Source organism: Streptomyces durmitorensis (genome assembly GCF_023498005.1).
GTDB lineage: Bacteria > Actinomycetota > Actinomycetes > Streptomycetales > Streptomycetaceae > Streptomyces > Streptomyces durmitorensis.
In genome coordinates, this window is the sequence record NZ_CP097289.1 from 6821901 (window position 1) to 6842136 (window position 20236).

General features: G+C 71.0%; 19 protein-coding genes. 15 read left to right on the forward strand and 4 right to left on the reverse strand.

Annotated elements, in window-relative coordinates; genetic code table 11:
- The first annotated feature begins 221 nt into the window (after positions 1–221).
- From M4V62_RS30400 to M4V62_RS30410, 3 genes are all read left to right on the forward strand, one after another.
- Positions 222–1253 carry a C40 family peptidase gene (locus M4V62_RS30400; protein WP_249590379.1) on the forward strand — a complete coding sequence of 344 codons (1032 nt, stop codon included), beginning with the start codon at positions 222–224 and terminating at the stop codon, positions 1251–1253.
- Positions 1254–1525: 272 nt separating this feature from the next.
- A complete protein-coding gene (locus tag M4V62_RS30405) occupies positions 1526–2554 on the forward strand; it encodes a C40 family peptidase (protein ID WP_249590380.1) in 1029 nt (342 codons plus the stop codon).
- 38 nt (positions 2555–2592) lie between these two features.
- On the forward strand, positions 2593–3780 hold the full coding sequence (locus M4V62_RS30410) for a hypothetical protein (RefSeq protein ID WP_249590381.1): 1188 nt from the start codon (positions 2593–2595) through the stop codon (positions 3778–3780).
- On the opposite strand, the gene M4V62_RS30415 is transcribed toward M4V62_RS30410, so the two are convergent.
- Positions 3737–5005 (reverse strand): glycosyltransferase family 87 protein, encoded by a 1269-nt coding sequence (locus M4V62_RS30415; protein WP_249590382.1) that lies wholly within the window; start codon positions 5003–5005, stop codon positions 3737–3739. The genes M4V62_RS30410 and M4V62_RS30415 overlap by 44 nt on opposite strands.
- 115 nt (positions 5006–5120) lie before the next feature.
- On the opposite strand from M4V62_RS30415, the gene M4V62_RS30420 reads away from it, so the two are divergent.
- The gene (locus M4V62_RS30420) at positions 5121–6263 is read left to right on the forward strand and encodes a glycosyltransferase family 4 protein (protein WP_249590383.1); all 1143 of its coding nucleotides are present in this window, start codon (positions 5121–5123) and stop codon (positions 6261–6263) included.
- Positions 6264–6460: 197 nt separating this feature from the next.
- On the opposite strand, the gene M4V62_RS30425 is transcribed toward M4V62_RS30420, so the two are convergent.
- A complete protein-coding gene (locus M4V62_RS30425; RefSeq protein ID WP_249590384.1) occupies positions 6461–8257 on the reverse strand; it encodes an AMP-dependent synthetase/ligase in 1797 nt (598 codons plus the stop codon).
- 319 nt (positions 8258–8576) lie between these two features.
- Between M4V62_RS30425 and M4V62_RS30430 the strand changes: the two genes are divergently transcribed.
- The 6 genes from M4V62_RS30430 to M4V62_RS30455 all read left to right on the forward strand — a co-directional run bounded on the left by M4V62_RS30430 (position 8577) and on the right by M4V62_RS30455 (position 13598).
- Positions 8577–9347 carry a metallophosphoesterase family protein gene (locus M4V62_RS30430; protein ID WP_249590385.1) on the forward strand — a complete coding sequence of 257 codons (771 nt, stop codon included), beginning with the start codon at positions 8577–8579 and terminating at the stop codon, positions 9345–9347.
- 90 nt (positions 9348–9437) lie between these two features.
- Positions 9438–9881: an SRPBCC family protein gene (locus M4V62_RS30435; RefSeq protein WP_249590386.1), complete on the forward strand. Its 444-nt coding sequence runs from the start codon at positions 9438–9440 to the stop codon at positions 9879–9881.
- 78 nt (positions 9882–9959) lie between these two features.
- The gene (locus M4V62_RS30440) at positions 9960–11105 is read left to right on the forward strand and encodes an ArsA family ATPase (RefSeq protein WP_249590387.1); all 1146 of its coding nucleotides are present in this window, start codon (positions 9960–9962) and stop codon (positions 11103–11105) included.
- Between the two features lie 71 nt (positions 11106–11176).
- Positions 11177–11647 carry a DUF5304 domain-containing protein gene (locus M4V62_RS30445; protein ID WP_249590388.1) on the forward strand — a complete coding sequence of 157 codons (471 nt, stop codon included), beginning with the start codon at positions 11177–11179 and terminating at the stop codon, positions 11645–11647.
- Positions 11648–11701: 54 nt separating this feature from the next.
- Complete coding sequence (locus M4V62_RS30450; RefSeq protein ID WP_249590389.1) at positions 11702–12643, forward strand: ROK family glucokinase; 942 nt, start codon at positions 11702–11704, stop codon at positions 12641–12643.
- Between the two features lie 199 nt (positions 12644–12842).
- Entirely contained in the window at positions 12843–13598 is a 756-nt protein-coding gene (locus M4V62_RS30455; protein ID WP_249590390.1) for an endonuclease/exonuclease/phosphatase family protein, read from the forward strand.
- A gap of 31 nt (positions 13599–13629) precedes the next feature.
- Here the strand turns inward: M4V62_RS30455 and M4V62_RS30460 are convergent, their stop codons facing one another.
- Positions 13630–14331 (reverse strand): hypothetical protein, encoded by a 702-nt coding sequence (locus M4V62_RS30460; protein WP_425575196.1) that lies wholly within the window; start codon positions 14329–14331, stop codon positions 13630–13632.
- On the reverse strand, positions 14243–15022 hold the full coding sequence (locus tag M4V62_RS30465) for an alpha/beta hydrolase (protein ID WP_249590392.1): 780 nt from the start codon (positions 15020–15022) through the stop codon (positions 14243–14245). Before M4V62_RS30465 ends, M4V62_RS30460 begins: the two co-directional genes overlap by 89 nt.
- Before the next feature lie 147 nt (positions 15023–15169).
- Between M4V62_RS30465 and M4V62_RS30470 the strand changes: the two genes are divergently transcribed.
- From M4V62_RS30470 to M4V62_RS30490, 5 genes are all read left to right on the forward strand, one after another.
- The gene (locus tag M4V62_RS30470; protein WP_249593080.1) at positions 15170–15916 is read left to right on the forward strand and encodes a lysophospholipid acyltransferase family protein; all 747 of its coding nucleotides are present in this window, start codon (positions 15170–15172) and stop codon (positions 15914–15916) included.
- 67 nt (positions 15917–15983) lie between these two features.
- Positions 15984–17261 (forward strand): MacS family sensor histidine kinase, encoded by a 1278-nt coding sequence (gene macS / locus M4V62_RS30475; RefSeq protein WP_249590393.1) that lies wholly within the window; start codon positions 15984–15986, stop codon positions 17259–17261.
- Positions 17258–17941 carry a response regulator gene (locus M4V62_RS30480; protein WP_249590394.1) on the forward strand — a complete coding sequence of 228 codons (684 nt, stop codon included), beginning with the start codon at positions 17258–17260 and terminating at the stop codon, positions 17939–17941. Before macS ends, M4V62_RS30480 begins: the two co-directional genes overlap by 4 nt.
- Positions 17942–18073: 132 nt before the next feature.
- Positions 18074–19102, forward strand: coding sequence for a 6-phosphofructokinase (locus M4V62_RS30485; protein ID WP_249590395.1), 1029 nt, complete (start codon positions 18074–18076; stop codon positions 19100–19102).
- A gap of 124 nt (positions 19103–19226) precedes the next feature.
- Positions 19227–20231 carry a 2-hydroxyacid dehydrogenase gene (locus tag M4V62_RS30490; RefSeq protein ID WP_249590396.1) on the forward strand — a complete coding sequence of 335 codons (1005 nt, stop codon included), beginning with the start codon at positions 19227–19229 and terminating at the stop codon, positions 20229–20231.
- Positions 20232–20236 lie beyond the last annotated feature (5 nt).

A 20236-nucleotide genomic window follows, 5' to 3' on the forward strand; every position in this document is an offset into this window, starting at 1 on the left:
CTACGCGACGTAGCGTCAATTGATCATCACTGCCTGTGCGTTATCGGTAAAATATGCGCCCCGCACCCCACTTTTTGCCGGTCAGGATTTGAACTGATCACAAGAAGGTCACTAGGGTCTCGCCTCGAACCTCCGCTCGGTTGATCACCCATCCGGGGTGGCAGCGGTGGTACCCGCCCGCCGGATCTCGGCAGGCGGCTGGAGGAGAAGGAGCCGCCTTCGTGGCGTCCCACCGCCGACCCAAGCAGCCGAGCCGCGCGCGGGTGACCGTGCTCACCGCGACCGCCGCCGCTGCCGTCGCACTCACCTCCCAGGCGGCCAACGCGACGCCGAGTGAGAAGCCGAGCAAGGACGAGGTCAAGTCCAAGGTCGACAAGCTCTACGAGGACGCGGGCCGGGCCACCGACCGGTACAACGGCGCCAAGGAGAAGCAGGAGAAGCTCGAGAAGGAGATCGGCGAGCTTCAGGACAAGGTCGCCCGCGGCCAGGAGGACCTCAACGACCTGCGCGGCGGCCTCGGTTCGATGGCCAGCGCGCAGTACCGCTCCGGCGGCCTGGACCCCTCCGTCCAGCTCTTCCTCTCGGCCGACCCGGACGACTACCTCGACAAGGCGTCGACCATGGACCAGCTGAGCGGTCAGCAGGTCGAGGCGCTCAAGAAGGTCCAGGAGAAGCAGCGGACCCTCGCGCAGGAGCGCAAGGAGGCTTCCGACAAGCTCAAGGACCTCGCCGACACGCGCAAGGAACTGGGCAAGAAGAAGAAGGAAGTCCAGAGCAAGCTCGGCGAGGCCCAGCAGCTGCTCAACACCCTCACCGCCAAGGAGAAGGCGGCCCTCGCCGCCAAGGAGACCCGCGCGAGCCGCGACGCCGGCGACCGCGTGGACCTCGGCAAGGAGGCCCCGGCCTCGCAGCGCGGCCAGGCCGCCCTGAGCGCCGCGGCGACGCAGATCGGCAAGCCCTACGTCTCCGGCGGCAGCGGCCCCAACTCCTACGACTGCTCCGGCCTCACGCAGTGGGCGTACAACCAGGCCGGTGTCCAGATCACCCGGACCACCTACACCCAGCAGAACGACGGCCCGAAGATCGGTCGCGGCGAGCTGAAGCCGGGCGACCTGGTGTTCTTCAACAGCCTCGCGCACGTCGGGTTGTACGCGGGCAACGGCCAGGTGCTGCACGCCCCGAAGCCGGGCGCCGTGGTGCGCTACGAGTCGATGTCCACCATCGGCTCCTTCCAGTTCGGCGTCCGCATCTGACGCTCCCCGGCCGGGGTTCACCCCCGGACGTCCGCATCTGAAACGACCGGAGTGCCGCCCAAACGGGCGAATTACGGCAACTCCCGCTGACCCCGCGCCCCGTCGGTGACCTGCGTCTCCGGCGGGGCGTCACGTTGTGTGCACGGCCGGGTCTTTGGCCGTGACGTGGTCCCACGGCTACTGTCGCGCGCATTCCCCCGACGGATCGGGGGGACTTTCCCCCGGTTCGTCCTTCGTCCGGGGGTCCGTCAGCGGAGGGAGAGCGGCTTCCCGTGGGGTCCCATCGTCGTCCCGCGCTGTCCGGTCTGGACCGGAGCACGCGCGTCACCGTCCTGTCAGCCGCCGCGGCAACCGCCGCGGCCGCCCTCGCCGCCACACCGGCGGGCGCCGCACCGCAGGACACCCCGGCCACCACCAAGGCCAAGGTGGACCGCCTCTTCGAGCAGGCCGAGAAGGCCACCGAGGCGTACAACAAGGCCGACGAGCGCGCGGACACGCTGCGCAAGCAGGTCGAGCGGGCCAAGGACAGCGTCGCCCGCGGCCAGGAGCGCATCAACACCATGCGCGGCGCACTCGGTTCGCTCGCCGGGGCGCAGTACCGCTCGGGCGGCATCGACCCCTCCCTCGCCCTGGTGCTCTCCTCCGATCCGGACGCCTATCTGGACAAGGCGGCGGCCCTCGACCGCATCAGCGCCCGGCAGGCCGGTGAACTCACCGATCTGCAGAAGGCCCAGCGCAGCCTCGCCCAGGAGCGCACGGAGGCCGGGCACAAGCTCTCCGAGCTGGAGAAGAGCCGCACCGCGGTGGCCCGCCACAAGCGGAGCGTCGAGCACAAGCTGGCCAAGGCGCGCAAGCTGCTCAACTCCCTGTCCGCGCAGGACCGGGAGGGGTACGACAGGGCGTCACGCTCGGGACGCGACGACATGCCGGACCTCGGGGGCGCGGCGCCGTCCTCCTCGCGCGCCGCTGCCGCCATCGCCGCGGCACGCTCTGCCGTCGGCAAGCCCTACGTGTGGGGCGCCAACGGCCCCTCCGGCTTCGACTGTTCGGGCCTCACGCAGTGGTCGTACGCACAGGCGGGCGTCGGCCTGCCGCGCACCTCGCAGGCCCAGCGGTACGCGGGGCGCCAGGTGCCCATGTCCCAGGCGCAGCCCGGTGACCTCGTGGCCTACCGCGACGACGCCAGCCACATCGGGATGTACATGGGCAACGGCCAGGTCGTGCACGCGCCCTACCCCGGAGCGCCCGTGCGCTACGACCCGGTCGGCATGATGCCGGTGTCGTCAGTGACGCGGATCTGACCGTCCGCCCGCGGCCCGCTGCCCGTACGATCTGAAACGTGGCTGGTCGCGGGCGTGGGTCGTGGGTCCTTGGAATCTGTGTCGCCCTGCTCGTCGGGTGCGGCGGTCCTTCGGCGCCCGATGCCGCGCCCTCGGACGTGCGCAGGATGCTCGACCGGCGCGCGGAGGCGGTGCTCGACCGGGACGCGAAGGCGTACCGCGCGACGGGCGCGGAGACCGACGCCTGGGACAACCTGCGCGACGTGCCGCTCGATTCCTGGCAGTACCGCCTGACGGGCTTCGAGCGCAGCGGCGCGCGGGCCACGGCCACCGCGGACCTGCGGTACCGCATCAAGGGCTACGACAGCGAGCCGCTCACCACCTCGCGCACGCTCACGCTCCAGGAGCGCGACGGAGGGTGGTACGTCGCCGCTGAGCGCCCCGCCAAGAAGGCCACGCAGCAACTCTGGGACCAGGGGCCCGTCACGTCCGTACGGGGCACTCACAGCCTCGTCCTCGGCGTCGGGCGCAGCGAACGGGACAGGACGACCCTGCGCGGGTACGCGGACCTCGCCGACCGCGCGGTCCCCCTGGTGCGCGGCGCCTGGCCGGGGAAGTGGCCGCGGCGGGTCGTCGTCCTGGTGCCCAAGTCCCTGGACGGCATGGCGGGACTGCTCGGATCGCCCGCTTCCGGGTACCAGGGGATCGCGGCGGTGACCACGGGCGAGGCGGGCGGCTCCGGTTCTGCGCCCGCCGACCGGATCATCGTCAACCCCGAGGCGTACGGTGTGCTCGGCGACTTCGGCAAACAGGTCGTCCTCACGCACGAGACGACCCATGTCGCCACCCGCGCGCACACCTCGCAGGCGACCCCGCTGTGGCTCTCCGAAGGCTTCGCCGACTGGGTGGGCTACCGCGGCACGGGCCGCACCGCCGCACAGGCCGCCCCCGAACTGCGCCGCGCCGTCCAGCGGGAGCAGCTGCCCGGCGCGCTCCCCGAGGACGACGCGTTCGGCTTCAGCGGGGACGCGGGGAAGCTGGCCCAGGCGTACGAAGGATCGTGGCTGGCCTGCCGGATGATCGCCGACCAGTGGGGCGAGGAGAAGCTGACGGGCTTCTACGAAGCGGTCGGCGCGCACAAGAAGCGGCCGGGTGCGGTCCAGGACGCGCTCAGGGACGTCCTGGACACCACCCCGGAGGACTTCACGGCGCGCTGGCGTACGTATCTGCGCGCTGAGCTCGGCTGACGTCCGCGGGCGCCGACGCGCGCTCACGGCCCCGGGGTTCGGACACCGTCTGCCGCCACAGGTTCCGGCAGGCGATCAGGGCCGCCGCGACGAGCAGGCCGTTGCGTACGAAGAGCAGCGCGATGCCCAGCGGATCGCTCGCCACCACGTGCGAGAACCAGATCGGGAACTCCAGGAACGTGACGAGCGTGGCCGCGAGCACCAGGCGCGCGGGCAGCACCATGCGGCTCGCACGGAACGCCATGCACACGGCGGCGACCCCGACCAGCCACAGGAGGTACTGCGGGCTGATCACCCGGCTCGTCGCCGTGAACAGCAGTACGGCGACGAAGGCCGCGTCCGCGACCGTGCTCGCCGACCAGGCACGCGCGCGAAGCCGCCACACGAGCAGCCAGCACAGGGCCGCCACGGAGAGTCCCTGGGCCACCGTGCTGACCAGCGGGACGTAGGGGCCGAGGAACTCCACCGAGCCGTAGTTGAGCTGCACCTCGCCCTGCCAGCCGAGGTGGCGTGCGACGTGGAAGACGAGCGCGCCGAGCGACTCGACCTCGGTGCCGCGGTCGCGCTGGAAGGTCAGGAAGGCCAGCGCGCCGGGCATCGTCACCAGGAAGGCGAGGGTGAGGCCAAGGGCGGTGGCGGCCGCCGCGCCCCAGGAGCTCCGGGTGGCACGCGCGCGTGGCATGCCGATGAGCAGCAGGGCGGGCCACACCTTGAGCAGCGCGCCGAACCCCGCAAGCGCCCCCATCGTGCGGGGATGCCGGGCGCCTGCGAGCAGCGAGGCGACCGCGACGGCCGTGACCATCACGTCGTAACGGGCGTACACGGTCGGCCCGAGCAGCGCCACGCCCACGACCCACACCCAGGCCCCCCTCAGGGACTTGCCGGGCCGCCGGCCCGCGTAGAGGAGCAGCCCGCAGACGAGCGCGTCGGCGAGGAGGGCGAGCACGAAGAAGGCCGTGGCGTAGCCGAGGAAGGGCAGCAGGGCGGGGGAGAGGATCGCGAGGGCGGCGGCGGGCGGGTACTGCCAGGTGACGTCGTCGAGCGGGAAGGTGCCGGTGCGCAGGACCTCGTACCAGCCCTGGTAGATGACGGAGACGTCGCTGGTCACGTCGGGGCCCGGCGCGGTGAGCACCTTGAGGACGCAGAGCAGCAGCACGGTCCTGGTCAAGGCCCAGACGGTCAGGATCCGCACCACGCGCACCACGCCCCTTTTCGGATACTTCATTGTGATTCGGTGAGTCATGATGCCGGGCGCGGCTGTGCATGGGCCAAGAGGCGGGGCCGATCAAGGGGGCGAGGCCGTCCCACGCCTTCGCGGGCTTTCGGTACTGTCGGCGACGATGCACAAGACCCTGATCGTCACGAACGACTTCCCGCCCAGGCCCGGTGGCATCCAGGCGTTCCTGCACAACATGGCGCTGCGCCTGGACCCCGAACAGCTCGTCGTCTACGCCTCCACGTGGAAGCGGGGGCGCGAGGGCGCCGATGCGACGGCCGCCTTCGACGCCGAGCAGCCCTTCAAGGTCGTACGCGACCCCACGACGATGCTGCTCCCGACCCCGCGCGTCACGCGGCGCGCGGTCTCGCTCCTGCGGGAACACGGCTGTGAGTCGGTGTGGTTCGGGGCTGCGGCGCCGCTCGGTCTGATGAGCCCGGCGCTGCGGAAGGCGGGCGCGCGGCGTCTCGTCGCCACGACGCACGGCCATGAGGCGGGCTGGGCCCAGCTGCCCGCGTCACGCCAACTGCTCCGCCGCATCGGCGATTCGACGGACACGATCACCTATCTGGGTGAGTACACGCGCTCGCGCATCGCCGCGGCGCTGAGCCCCGCGGCGGCCGGACGGATGGTCCAACTGCCGCCCGGCGTCGACGAGAAGACCTTCCACCCCGGCTCCGGCGGGGACGCCGTGCGGGCCCGGCTCGGTCTGACGGACCGCCCGGTCGTGGTGTGCGTCTCGCGGCTGGTGCCGCGCAAGGGGCAGGACACGCTGATCCTGGCCATGCCGAGGATTCTGGCTCGGGAGCCTGAGGCGGTGCTTCTTGTCGTCGGGGGCGGCCCTTACGAGAAGGAGCTGTGGAAGCTGGCCGCCGAGACGGGTGTCTCCGAGTCGGTTCGCTTCACCGGGGCGGTGCCGTGGGAGGAGCTGCCCGCGCACTACGGCGCGGGGGACGTCTTCGCCATGCCGTGCCGGACCCGGCGGGGCGGGCTCGACGTGGAGGGCCTCGGGATCGTCTACCTGGAGGCTTCGGCGACGGGTCTCCCGGTGGTCTCCGGGGATTCCGGCGGGGCGCCGGACGCGGTGCTTGACGGTGAGACGGGGTGGGTGGTCCGGGGCGGCTCCCCGGAGGAGGCCGCTGACCGGATCGTCACCCTGCTGGATGATCCGGAGCTGCGGGCGCGGATGGGGGAGCGGGGCCGGGAGTGGGTCGAGGAGAAGTGGCGCTGGGATCTCCTGGCGGAGAGGCTGCGGGAGCTGCTGTAGCGCCTGGCGGGGTGCCGCCGGGGGTTGTCGCGCGACTGACCGCCGTCATGGGCTTGTCGCGCAGTTCCCCGCGCCCCTAAAGGGGCGCTCAGCTGGGCCCCGTAAGGGGCGCGGGGAACTGCGCGAGCAACCACAAGAGACCGGGAGCCGCGAAGAGACAAGGCCCCCCCCACGGCGAGTGGGCGGCCCCGCCAACGCTACCCGCGGTAAATCGCCTCGATCTCGTCCGCGTAATCCTTCGCCACCACATTCCGCTTCAGCTTCAGCGACGGCGTCAGGTGCCCCGACTCCTCCGTGAACTGCGAGGAGAGGACACGGAACTTCCGCACCGACTCCGCCTTGGAGACCGCCGCGTTGCCGTCGTCCACCGCGCTCTGGATCTCCGCGAGAAGGTCCACGTCGTCCCGCAACGACGCCGCGGTGGAACCGGCAGGCTTCCCGTGGTCCGAGGCCCAACGGCCAAGAAACTCGTCGTCCACCGTGACGAGCGCGCCCACGAAGGGGCGGCCGTCGCCCACGACCATGCACTCCGCGACGAGAGCGTGCGCGCGGATACGGTCCTCGATCACCGCGGGGGCGACGTTCTTGCCGCCCGCCGTCACGATGATCTCCTTCTTGCGGCCGGTGATCCGGAGGTAGCCGTCCTCGTCGAGCGTGCCGATGTCGCCCGTGTGGAACCAGCCGTCGGCCAGAGCCTCTTCGGTCGCGCCCTCGTTGTTCCAGTACTCCGTGAACAGGTGCTCGCCGTGCAGCAGCACCTCGCCGTCGTCAGCGATCCGGACGACCGAGCCGGGCAGCGGCTGGCCGACCGTGCCGATCTTCTGGCGGTCCCAGGGGTTGAAGGCGGTGGCCGCACACGACTCGGTGAGTCCGTAGCCCTCCAGGACAGTGAAGCCGATGCCGCGGAAGAAGTGGCCGAGGCGCTCGCCGAGCGGCGCGCCGCCCGAGATCGCGAACTCGCCGCGACCGCCGAGGACGGCCCGCAGCTTGCTGTAGACCAGCTTGTCGAACGTCTTGTACTTGATCTTCAGGCCGAGCGAGGGGCCGCTCGGGGTGTCGAGCGCGCGGCTGTACGCGATCGCCGTGTCCGCGGCCTTGTCGAAGATCTTGCCCTTGCCGTCGGCCTGCGCCTTGGCGCGCGCCGAGTTGTAGACCTTCTCGAAGACGCGCGGGACGCCCAGGATCATGGTCGGCCGGAACGACGCCAGCTCGTCCGTGAGGTTCTTGACGTCCGGCGCGTGGCCCAGCTTGATCGGCGCCATCAGCGCGGCGACCTCGACCAGGCGCCCGAAGACGTGCGCGACGGGAAGGAAGAGAAGGACGGAGCACTCACCGGTACGGAACAGCGGCTTCAGGCGCTCCACCACGTTGCCGCACTCCGCGAAGAAGCTGCGGTGCGTGAGGACACAGCCCTTGGGGCGGCCCGTGGTGCCCGAGGTGTAGACGATGGTGGCCGGGTCGTCGGCGCCCGCGACCGCGCCGCGCTCGTCGACGGTCTCCTCGGAGACGTCGGCGCCCGCGCGGTTCAGCTCGGCGACGCCGCCGCGGTCGATCTGCCAGACGTTGACCAGGTCGGGAAGGCGGTCGCGCACGGCGTCGACGGCGGCGCTGTGCGCGTCGAGCTCCACGATGATGGCCACGGCGCCGGAGTCGCCGAGGATCCACTGGATCTGCTCGGCCGAGCTCGTCTCGTACACCGGCACGGTGACCGCGCCCGCGCTCCAGATCGCGAAGTCGAGGAGTGTCCACTCGTAGCGGGTGCGGGACATCAGGGCGACGCGGTCGCCGGGGCGCACTCCGGAGGCGATGAGCCCCTTCGCGGCGGCGCGCACCTCGACGAGGAATGTCTTGGCGTTGACGTCCTGCCAGGTGCCGTTCACCTTGCGGCCGATGACGGCGACATCCGGGTGCTGCGCGGCATTTCTGCGGACGATGTCGGTCAGGTTGCCGTCCGCAGGGACCTCGTACAGGGCCGGAAGGCTGAACTCGCGCAAGACTGCTGCTCCTACATAGGGCGCCGGCGCCACGACGTTGTGCGATGCGACGGTGCGGTCCAAGATCGGGCAGGTGCTCCGGGGGAAATGGGGGGAAAGACAGCTGGAGCACTACTGGACTGCCCGGACGTTACCCATGGGTATGGCTTGTTCGGTAGGGGGTCCGGGCCAGATGTTCGGTGCGTCACACGACGTTGTGGTCTGAACCGCACAGTACGCCACGCCATTCCCGACTCGGAAGTAACCGCAGGTCCGCCCCCTTCTCCGTGCTTCTCGGGGCCTCTACCCACGTTTGCCCGCTCGTTCTAGGGTGATCGGCATGCCAGGTTTCCGGGTCAATGTGGTCAGTGACGTGCACGGCAATACAAAGGATCTCGCCCGCGCGGGCGAGGGAGCCGACGCGCTCGTCTGTCTCGGCGACCTGGTGCTCTTCCTCGACTACGCCGACCACACGCGCGGCATCTTCCCCGACCTCTTCGGCGAGGAGAACACCGACCGCCTCGTCGAGCTGCGCACCGCCCGCCGATTCGACGAGGCCAGGGACTTCGGCGCCCGGCTGTGGGCGGGGGTGGACCGCGGCACCGCCATCGAGAAAGCGGTGCGCAAGCAGTACGCAGAGATGTTCGCCGCCTTCCCCACGCCGACGTACGCCACGTACGGCAATGTCGACATACCGACCCTCTGGCCCGAGTACGCGGGCCCCGGCACCACCGTCCTGGACGGCGGTCGTGCCGAGATCGGCGGCCGGGTCTTCGGCTTCGTCGGCGGCGGCCTGCGCACGCCCATGCGGACGCCCTACGAGATCAGCGACGAGGAGTACGCGGCCAAGATCGAGGCCGTCGGCGAGGTCGACGTGCTCTGCACGCACATCCCGCCGGACGTCCCCGAGCTCGTGTACGACACCGTCGCGCGCCGCTTCGAGCGAGGCAGCCGGGCGCTGCTCGCAGCCATTCACAAGACCCGCCCGAGGTACGCACTTTTCGGCCACGTCCATCAACCGCTGACGCGGCGGATGAGGATCGGGGCGACCGAGTGTGTGAACGTGGGGCACTTCGCGAGCTCGGGCAGGCCGTGGGCCCTGGAGTGGTGAGGGAGGGCCACTTCGTGCGCGGTAGCCTTCACGCGTCACACACGTAGACACCACCCCCCGTACCGGACCGCATCTGGAGGAGCCACAGCGATGGCGGAACACACCAGCTCGAGCATCACGATCGAGGCGGCACCGGCCGAGGTGATGGGAGTGATCGCCGACTTCGCGCGCTACCCGGACTGGACGGGTGAGGTGAAGGAGGCCGAGGTCCTCGACACCGACGACCAGGGCCGCGCCAAGCAGGTCCGCCTCGTCATGGACGCGGGCGCGATCAAGGACGACCAGACGCTCGGCTACACGTGGACCGGCGAGAACGAGGTCAGCTGGACCCTCGTCAAGTCGCAGATGCTGCGCTCGCTCGACGGGTCGTACCTGCTGAAGCCGTCGGGGACCGGCACGGAGGTCACGTACAAGCTGATCGTCGACGTCAAGATCCCCATGCTCGGGATGATCAAGCGCAAGGCGGAGAAGGTCATCATCGACCGGGCGCTGGCGGGCCTGAAGAAGCGAGTGGAGTCGGGTCCTCAGGACTGACCACTGCGGAGTAACGGGTGGGTGGGCGGGAAAGATCGCCGCGAAGCGGCGGCCCGAACTCACGTACCGTTCACCCTTATGCGCACCCTCCTCGTCACCGGCCCCGGCGGCTCAGGCCGAACCACAGTCGCCGCGGCCACCGCGCTGTCCGCAGCCCGCGAGGGCAACCGCAGAGTTCTCCTGATCTCCGCCGACCGAGGCATCGGTGAGGTACTCGACGGTGAAGAGCAAGGCCTCACCGTCCAGCGCCTGACCCCCGGCGACGAGTTCCGTGACGACCTCCTGGCCCTGCAACAGCGCGCCGGATCCGCGCTCGACCTGCTCGGTGCCGGACGCCTCGAAGGCGAGGAGCTCACCCCGCTGCCCGGCAGCGACGAGCTGGCCCTGCTGCGCGCCCTGCGCGACGCGGGGCAGGGCGCGTACGACACCGTGGTCGTGGACCTGCCTCCGGCGCCCCGCGCCCTCGCGGTCCTCGCCCTCCCCGAGCAGCTGCGCCGCTACCTCCGCAGGCTGCTTCCGGCCGAGCGGCAGGCGGCCCGCGCCCTGCGGCCCATGCTCGGCCGTATCGCGGGCGTCCCGATGCCCGCGGCCTGGCTGTACGAGACCGCGGCCCGCTGGGACATCGAACTCGCCGCCGCGCAGGCCGTGATCGAGGACCCGGGCACGACGGTCCGCCTGGTCGCCGAGCCGGGACCCGCGAGCGCCGACGCCGTGCGCGCCGCCGCCACCGGCCTCGCCCTCCAGGGCCTGCGCACCGACGCCCTGGCCGCCAACCGCGTCCTGCCCGACGACACCGCCGACACCTGGCTCTCCGGGCTCGTCGCCCAGCAGCGCAAGACACTGGCCGAGTGGGAGGAGACGTACGGCGAGAGCCTCGGTCCGCTCCCGCACCTGGGGCGCGATCCGCGCGGCGCCGACGACCTGGCCGCCCTCGGGGTGCCCGCCCCCGCCGCGGCGCCCGAGCCCGTGAAGTGGCCCGTCCTCGACGCCCTCGCCGACGACGGCGTACTGGTCTGGCACATCCCGCTCCCCGGAGTCGTACGCGAGGAGCTCGGCCTGATCCGGCGCGGCGACGAACTGGTCGTCACCGCGGGACCCTTCCGGCGCATCGTCACCCTGCCCTCCGCCCTGCGCCGCTGCACCGTCGCGGGCGCCGGACTGCGCGACGGCGAGCTGCGCGTGCGGTTCACGCCCGACCCGGATCTGTGGCCGCAGACACGGTGAACGGGCAACCGCCGTTCGGGTAACGTCGAGAGTACGAATCCATAGCCGCCCTCCGCAGGAGTCTGTCCGTCATGAGCGATGCCACCGAGCGCGAAGTGCCCGAACCCGAAGCGGCCGACACCGACGCCGACGCGTGGGAGAAGGCGTGCGCCGAGGACCTCGCGGCGGAGAAGGCCCGGCGCCGTGCCCAGTACGGAACGCCGCCCGGATCGGCAGCCGAGGAGCTGCGCAAGCTCGTCGACGCCGTGTCGGAGAAGCTGACCGGACTCCAGGGTCCGCTGCTCGGCGCGGTCGCGCAGGGCGCCGTCGAGCAGACCGTGAAGCAGGTCGTCCAGCAGGCGAAGGCCGCCGTCGAGCCGGTCATCGAGCGCAATCCCGACGTCTTCGACCACCTCGCCGCCGCGGGCGGTGAACTGCTCGCCGCCTACCGCTCCGCGGTCGAGGGCCAGGAGGGCCGCTGGACCCGCGGGAGCGACGCGGCGAAGGGCCCGGACCCGCGCGACGAGGGGCCCGGTCCCGCGGAACACATCGACCTGGACTGACTACCCCTCGGGTACGGTTGCCCGTAGCGGGGCTCGACCGAAACTGAGGGACACATGGGACTCACCATCGGCGTCGATATCGGCGGCACAAAGATCGCGGCCGGAGTGGTCGACGAAGAGGGCACCATTCTCGACACCCACAAGGTGCCCACGCCGCCGACCGCCGAAGGCATCGTGGACGCGATCTGTGCCGCCGTGTCCGGGGCCGGCAAGGGGAACGACGTGGAGGCCGTCGGCATCGGCGCCGCCGGTTACGTCGACGACAAGCGCGCCACCGTTCTCTTCGCACCGAACATCGACTGGCGCCACGAGCCGCTCAAGGACAAGGTCGAGCAGCGGGTCGGACTGCCGGTCGTCGTCGAGAACGACGCGAACGCCGCGGCCTGGGGCGAGTACCGCTTCGGCGCGGGCCAGGGCCACGAGGACGTCATCGTCATCACGCTGGGCACGGGCCTGGGCGGCGGCGTCATCATCGGCAACAAACTGCGGCGCGGGCGCTTCGGCGTGGCCGCCGAATTCGGGCACATCCGGGTCGTCCCGGACGGGCTCCTTTGCGGCTGCGGCAGCCAGGGCTGCTGGGAGCAGTACGCGTCGGGGCGCGCCCTCGTCCGGTACGGACAGCAGCGGGCCAACGCGACGCCGGAGGCCGCGGAGATTCTCCTCGGGCTCGGCGACGGCACGGTGGAAGGCATCCAGGGCAAGCACATCAGCGAGGCGGCGCGCCAGGGCGACCCGGTCGCCGTGGACTCCTACCGCGAGCTGGCCCGCTGGGCCGGAGCGGGCCTCGCCGACCTGGCCTCGCTCTTCGACCCCTCCGCGTTCATCGTGGGCGGCGGGCTCTCCGACGAGGGCGAGCTGGTGCTCGACCCGATCCGGAAGTCCTTCCGGCGGTGGCTCATCGGTGGGCAGTGGCGTCCGCATGCGCAGGTGCTTGCAGCGCAGCTGGGCAACAAGGCGGGGCTCGTGGGTGCGGCTGACCTTGCTCGGCAGGGCTAGTCGCTCCTCGGCGGTTCTTGTCGGCGCCCGTCGTCCCCCTGCGGGGACGGCGGGCGCCGTGCTTTGCCGGTGCCCGACGGCTTCGGGCGTTGTGCCCACCCTTCCCCAAGCTCTCGGCTTCGCTCGAGCAGGGGAGGCCCCAATCGCCCTGCGGAACGCCTGCCCACAACGGGGTAGGTCACCGACTATCTTGATCCCCATGGTGACGCTCCCCAACTCCCGGACCGAAGACGACGGTTCAGCCGTGGTCCGGGTGCTCAGTTACAACATCCGGTCCATGCGGGACGACACCGACGCGCTGGCCCGGGTCATCGCCGCGTGCGCGCCCGACCTCGTACTCGTCCAGGAAGCGCCCCGCTTCTTCCGGTGGCGCAAGAAGCTGGCGCGGCTCGCCCGCGCCGCCGATCTGGTGATGCTCTCGGGCGGCGCCACCGCCTCGGGGCCCGCGCTGCTCTGCTCGCTGCGGGCCACCGTCGAGCGCACCGAGGACGTGCTGCTTCCGCTGACGCCCGGCCTGCACCGGCGCGGCTTCGCGACCGCCGTCGTGCGGTTCGGCGGCGCCCGGCTCGGCGTCCTGAGCTGCCATCTGAGCCTGCAGACCGACGAGCGGTACGCACAGGGCGGGATGCTGCTCGACCGGCTCGCCGGGATGGGCGTGGAGCACGCCGTCGCGGGCGGTGACCTCAATGACCGGCCCAAGGGGCGTACGTTCCGCAGGCTCGCGACGGAGCTGCGGGACTGCTGGGCGACCGCGCCCTGGGGCGGCGAGAACACCTCGACGCCGGGGGACCCGCACCAGCGCATCGACGCGATCTTCGCGACGGCCGGGGTCGAAGTCATCGGCTGCGGTGTGCCGTTGGAGCTCGACGGGGTGAGCGAGGCGGATCTGCGGGCGGCCACCGACCATCTGCCGGTGCTCGCCGCCCTCAGGATCCCCGCGGCCGAGAGGCCCTAGACCCCTAGACCACCGCTAGACCCCTAGCCCTCTAGACCACCGCGCCGCGGCCCGGGTCCTCGTCCTCTTCGTCGTCACCCTTCATCCGCGACACCAGCGTGCCGAAGCCGCCGAGGAAGCCGCCGATGCTGAGCGTCGTCAGCCACCACGTCATCTGCCAGCCGAGCAGCACCGCGAGCAGAAGCAGCAGCGGGCCGCCGAGCACGGCGAGCCAGGCGAACTTCGCCGTGACGTCCGCGGCGGGCAGCGGCGGCGGCTCCGGCGGGACGAAGTGGCCCTCGTCGTCCTCGCCCAGGTCGTCGTCCGATGCCTCGGGGGCGTCGTAGTCACGCGGGCCGCCGACGCCGGGGGCGAAGGAGACGGAGCCGCCCAGCGTCTTCTTGGACCCGGAGTCGTCCGGGTCGTCGGGGGCGGTGGCGTCCTTGGCCGCGGCGTCCGGAGTGCCGTTCGTCTCCGGTTCGAGCAGCGCCAGGTCCTCGATGGACTTGAACGGCTTGGCGCCCGGCGGGTCCGCCGGTTCCTGGCCGTACCCCGCGACGATCGCCTGCCAGGCCGCGTCCTCGTCAAGGGGCAGGCCCTCGGAGGGCTCCTGCCTCTTCTCGGGCTCGCGGCTCTCGTCGCCGTCGGGTTCGATTCGGTCCTGCTCAGCCACCGGTGGCCGTCCCTTCCTTACCGACACTGGGGGCGAGCCGGCCGATGAACGCGTAGCTCTCCTCGAAGATCCGGTCCGCATCGTGGTCCAACGTCGCGACGTGGTAGCTCTGTTCCAGGATGCTCTCGGTGACGTCCGTGGACGACACCCGGCTGAGGATCCTGGCCGAGTCGGCGGGCGGCACCACATGGTCCTGCGGGCTGTGCAGGAGCAGCAACGGCTGGGTCACCTGCGGCAGTTCACGGTCGAGCCGCTGGAAGAACCGGCGCATCGAGTGCGCCGCGTGCAGCGGCACCCGGTCGTAACCGATCTCCTCCGAGCCCTCGAGGGCGATGTCGCTGGCGATGCCCTTCGTCGAGGGCACCAGATGCCGGGCGAGCGGCAGCGCGTGCGCGGCCAGGCCGTGCACCTTGTTCGCCGGGTTCACCAGGACGATGCCCCGCACCTCGTCGCCGTGCCTGGCGGCGAGACGCAGCGTGAGCGCGCCGCCCATGGAGAGGCCGAGGACGAAGACCTCCGTGCACCGCTCAAGGAGCGCGCGCAGCTCCCGCTCCACCTCCGCGTACCAGTCCTGCCAGCCGGTGACCTGGAGGTCCTCCCAGCGCGTGCCGTGCCCGGGAAGCAGCGGGAGCGAGACGGTCAGGCCGCGGTCCGCGAGGTACTCGGCCCAGGGGCGCAGGGACTGCGGGGAACCGGTGAAGCCGTGACAGAGGAGGACGCCGACCTCGCCGCCCTCGTGGCGGTACGGCTCGGCTCCGGGGAGGACCGGCACTTCGGTCTCCTTCGTGAGATGTGGAGGAGTACTTCACCGTACGCGACCGGACTGACACCGACCAGGGTCGTCGGGCCCTTTGGAGCTACTGCGGGTTAAGGTCTGATCCACACTTAACAGGAGGCACACGGTTTGATCTACGGCGCAATGAAGGTCGCCATCGGAGGGCCGCTGAAGCTCGGCTTCAGGCCCTGGGTGGAAGGCCTTGAGAACGTACCCGCCGAGGGACCGGCCATCCTGGCGAGCAACCATCTCTCCTTCTCGGACTCCTTCTTCCTGCCCGCGGTCCTCGACCGCAAGGTCACCTTCATCGCGAAGGCGGAGTACTTCACGTCTCCGGGCGTGAAGGGCAAGCTCACGGCGGCCTTCTTCAAGGGCGTGGGCCAGCTGCCCGTGGACCGCTCCGGCGGACGCGGCGCGGGCGAGGCCGCCATCAAGAGCGGCATCGAGGTGCTGGAGCGCGGTGAGCTCTTCGGCATCTACCCGGAAGGCACGCGTTCGCCCGACGGGAGGCTCTACCGTGGCAAGCCCGGCGGCCTCGCGCGCGTGGCCCTCGCCACCGGGGCGCCCGTGCTCCCCGTGGCGATGATCGACACCGAGAAGATCCAGCCGCCCGGCAAGGTGGTGCCGAAGCTGATGCGGCCCGGCATCAAGATCGGCAAGCCGCTCGACTTCAGCCGGTACCACGGCATGGAGCACGACCGGTTCGTCCTGCGCGCGGTGACCGACGAGGTCATGTACGAGATCATGAAGCTTTCCGGCCAGGAGTACGTCGACGTGTACGCGACCGCTGCGAAGCGACAGCTCACGGAGGCGGCGAAGGCCGAGAAGGAAGCGGAGAAGAAGGCGGAGAAAGCGGCCGCGGCGGCCGAGAAGGAACGGTCCGGCGCGTAATCGCGTCGCTGCACAGGGGAGCCGGGCGCCAGGGGGGCGCCGCGGGGCGGCCCAAGGGGTGGGGGACATGACCAAGCGCGTGCGCGTCATGAGGATGTCGGTCGAGCAGCCGCTGTGGCGTGCCCTGACCGGCTACCGCGTGCTGACGATGCTGTACGCGATCGGCCTCTTCGTGGCCGCGCACGAGAAGTTCGACCGCCCCTGGGTGGCCGTCGCGTTCTACGTGGTGCTCGCGGGCTGGACCCTCGGCACGCTGCCGAAGGTCGCGAACGCGGCGAGCTGCACCAAGCGGTTCCTGGTCATCGACCTGACCATCGCCCTGGTCGGCATCCTCCTGACGCCGGTCGCCGACTCGCACCAGCGGATCGTCCATGACGGCCCGACGCTGCCGTCGATATGGACGGCGGGCGCGGTCCTCGCGTTCGCGATCAAGGGCGGCTGGCGGTGGGCGGCCTTCGCCTCCGCGCTCGTCGGCGTCGCCAACATCGCGCAGCGCGGCAGGCCCACCCAGGACACGCTCCACAACGTCCTGCTCGTCTGCATCGCGTCCATCGCCATCGGTTACGTCGTCGAGGTGGCCCGCGCCTCCGAGCGCACCCTCGCCCGCGCCCTGGAGATCGAGGCCGCGACCCGCGAGCGTGAGCGCCTGGCCCGCGACATCCACGACAGCGTGCTCCAGGTCCTCGCCATGGTGCAGCGGCGCGGCAGCGCGCTCGGCGGCGAGGCGGCGGAGCTCGGCAGGATGGCGGGGGAGCAGGAGGTCGCGCTGCGCACGCTGGTGGCGGGCGGCCTGGTCCGGACGTCGCACGAGTCGGAGGACGCCGCCCTTGGGGCCGTCGTCCGCGCGGTGGATGAACCCGAAGAGGAGGAAGCCGCCGACGCCGAGCCCTGTGACCTGCGGTCGCTGCTCTTCCCGTACGCGGGCGCGAAGGTGACCGTCTCGGAGCCCGGCGCTCCGGTCGCCCTCGCGCCGAGGTCGGCGCGGGAACTGGCCGCCGCGGTGGGCGCCGCCCTGGACAACGTCCACCGGCACGCGGGACCGGACGCCGGTGCCTGGATCCTCGTCGAGGACGAGCCCGACGCCGTGATCGTGACGGTGCGGGACGACGGCCCCGGCATCCCCGAGGGCCGTCTCGCGGAGGCAGAGGGGGAGGGGCGGCTCGGTGTCGCCCTGTCGATCCGGGGGCGCCTGCGGGACATCGGGGGCACGGCCGAGCTGATCTCGGTGCCGGGCCAGGGCACGGAAGTGGAACTGAGGGTCCCGCGGACCGCCGAGAACTCGGCGGCCCCGGCGGACCCACCGAACGTACGCAGCACACGGGGGAAGGCAGGAAAGGAACGATGAGCGAGCAGCAACAGCAGGACGGCACCGTCAGGGTCATGGTGGTCGACGACCACCCGATGTGGCGGGACGCGGTCGCCCGCGACCTCGCGGAGGCCGGCTTCGACGTGGTCGCCACCGCGGGCGACGGCGAGCAGGCCGTGCGGCGCGCACAGGCCGCGGCGCCCGACGTCCTCGTACTCGACCTGAACCTGCCCCTGAAGCCGGGCGTCCAGGTCTGCAAGGAACTCGTCGGCGCCAACCCGGCCCTGCGCGTCCTGGTCCTCTCGGCCAGCGGCGAGCACGCCGACGTCCTGGAGGCGGTCAAGTCCGGCGCCACCGGCTATCTCCTGAAGTCGGCGTCCACCGCGGAGCTGACCGACGCGGTGCGCCGCACGGCCGTCGGCGACACGGTCTTCACGCCGGGCCTCGCGGGCCTCGTCCTCGGCGAGTACCGCCGTCTGGCGTCCGATCCGGCGCCCGGAACACCGGACGAGCCGAAGGCCCCGCAGCTCACCGACCGCGAGACCGAGGTGCTCCGGCTCGTCGCCAAGGGGCTGAGCTACAAGCAGATCGCCGAGCGCCTGGTCATCTCGCACCGGACCGTGCAGAACCACGTGCAGAACACCCTGGGCAAGCTCCAGCTGCACAACCGCGTGGAGCTCGTGCGGTACGCGATCGAGCGCGGTCTTGACGACGCCTGACCCTCATACGGGTGAACCCGCATGATCAACTGCCCTGTACCGGCCAGGAATTGACCGTCCGCACCGTCCCTGAGTGACCTGGATCACCATTAGCGTGACTCGCATCAGGTCACTCAGGGAAGGGACTTTTCCATGCGGGTCGGAGTACTGACCGGAGGCGGCGACTGCCCCGGGCTCAACGCCGTCATCCGGGGCGTCGTCCGCAAGGGCGTGCAGGAGTACGGCTATGACTTCGTGGGCTTCCGGGACGGCTGGCGCGGTCCACTGGAGGGCGACACCGTCCAGCTCGACATTCCGGCCGTGCGGGGCATCCTGCCCCGTGGCGGCACCATCCTCGGATCCTCGCGCACCAACCCGCTCAAGGCGGAGAACGGCGTCCGCCGGATCAAGGAGAACCTCGCCAAGTACGAGGTCGAGTCCCTCATCGCGATCGGCGGCGAGGACACCCTCGGCGTCGCCGCGCGGCTCACCGACGAGTACGGCATCAACGTCGTCGGCGTACCGAAGACCATCGACAACGACCTCTCCGCCACGGACTACACCTTCGGCTTCGACACCGCGGTGGGCATCGCCACCGAGGCGATCGACCGGCTGCACACGACCGCCGAGTCGCACATGCGGGTCCTGGTGGTCGAGGTCATGGGGCGGCACGCGGGATGGATCGCGCTGCACTCCGGGCTCGCCGGGGGCGCGAACGTCATCCTCATCCCCGAGCAGCGCTTCGACGTCGACCAGGTCTGTGCCTGGGTGACCTCGCGGTTCAAGGCGTCGTACGCGCCGATCGTCGTCGTCGCGGAAGGGGCCATGCCCAAGGACGGCGAGATGGTCCTCAAGGACGGGACGCAGGACTCCTTCGGGCATGTGCGGCTCTCGGGCGTGGGGGAGTGGCTGGCCAAGGAGATCGAGGGGCGCACGGGCAAGGAGGCGCGGACCACCGTCCTCGGGCACGTCCAGCGCGGCGGGACGCCCAGCGCCTTCGACCGCTGGCTGGCCACGCGCTTCGGACTGCACGCGATCGACGCCGTGCGGGACGGCGACTTCGGGAAGATGGTCGCGCTCCAGGGCACGGACATCGTGCGGGTCCCGATCGCCGAGGCGACGGCCCGTCTGAAGACGGTGGACCCGAAGCTGTACTCCGAGGTCGGGGTCTTCTTCGGCTGAGGAGAGCCCCGAAGGGGCGCGGGGAACTGCGCGCCCAGCCCAGGGGCGGCCCGCAGAGAAAACACAACGGGACGGTGCCCGGCTTCCGGGTGCCGTCCCACCAGGCGGTACATAGACTCCCCGCATGGAAATCCTCGCCTTCGGTGTGCAGGCAGACGAGAAGCCGCTGATCGAGAAGGCCTTCGAGGGCCACCACGACGTCCGCTGCCTGGACGTCTTCCTCTCCGAGGACACCGCCCCCATCGCCGCCGGCTACGAGATCATTTCCACCAGCGTCAACGCCGATCTCGGCAACCGCGTCCTGCAGACCCTCGCCGCGGGCGGGACGCAGATGATCGCCCAGCGTTCGACCGGGTTCAACAACATCGATCTCCAGGTCGCCGAACGCCTCGGGTTCACCATCGCCCGCGTCTCGTACTACTCGCCGTACTCCGTCGCCGAGTTCGCCTGGACCCTGGCGATGGCCGTCAACCGCCGCATCGTCCGCGCCAGCAACCGCACCCGCGACTTCGACTTCAGGCTGGACGGCCTGATGGGCCGGGACCTGCGGGGCCGCACGGTCGGTGTGCTCGGCACCGGGAAGATCGGCGAGGCGTTCACCCGGATCGCGCACGGCTTCGGCATGAATCTGCTCGGCTGGGACGTCGCGGAGAACCCCGCGTGCGTCGGGCTCGGCATGAAGTACGTCGCCAAGGAGCAGCTCTTCGCCGACGCCGACCTGATCAGCCTGCACGTGCCGCTGCTTCCCGCCACGCAGCACATCATCGGCGCCGACGCGCTGCGGATGATGAAGGACGACGTGATCCTGGTGAACTCCAGCCGCGGCGGCCTGATCGACACCGACGCCCTGGTCTCGGAGCTGCGCATGGGGCGTTTCGCGGGCGTCGGGCTCGATGTCTACGAGGCGGAGGCCGGGCTCTTCTTCCTCGACAAGTCGCTCGAAGCCATCGAGGACGACACCCTGGCCCGCCTGGTGACGTTCCCGAACGTCGTGGTCACCTCGCACCAGGCGTACTACACGGTGGACGCGGTCGGTCAGATCATCGACACCACGGTGCGGAACGTCCTGGACTACAAGGAGGGCCGCCGCAGCGAGAACGTGCTGGTCCCGGCGGCCCCCACGACCTAGACCCC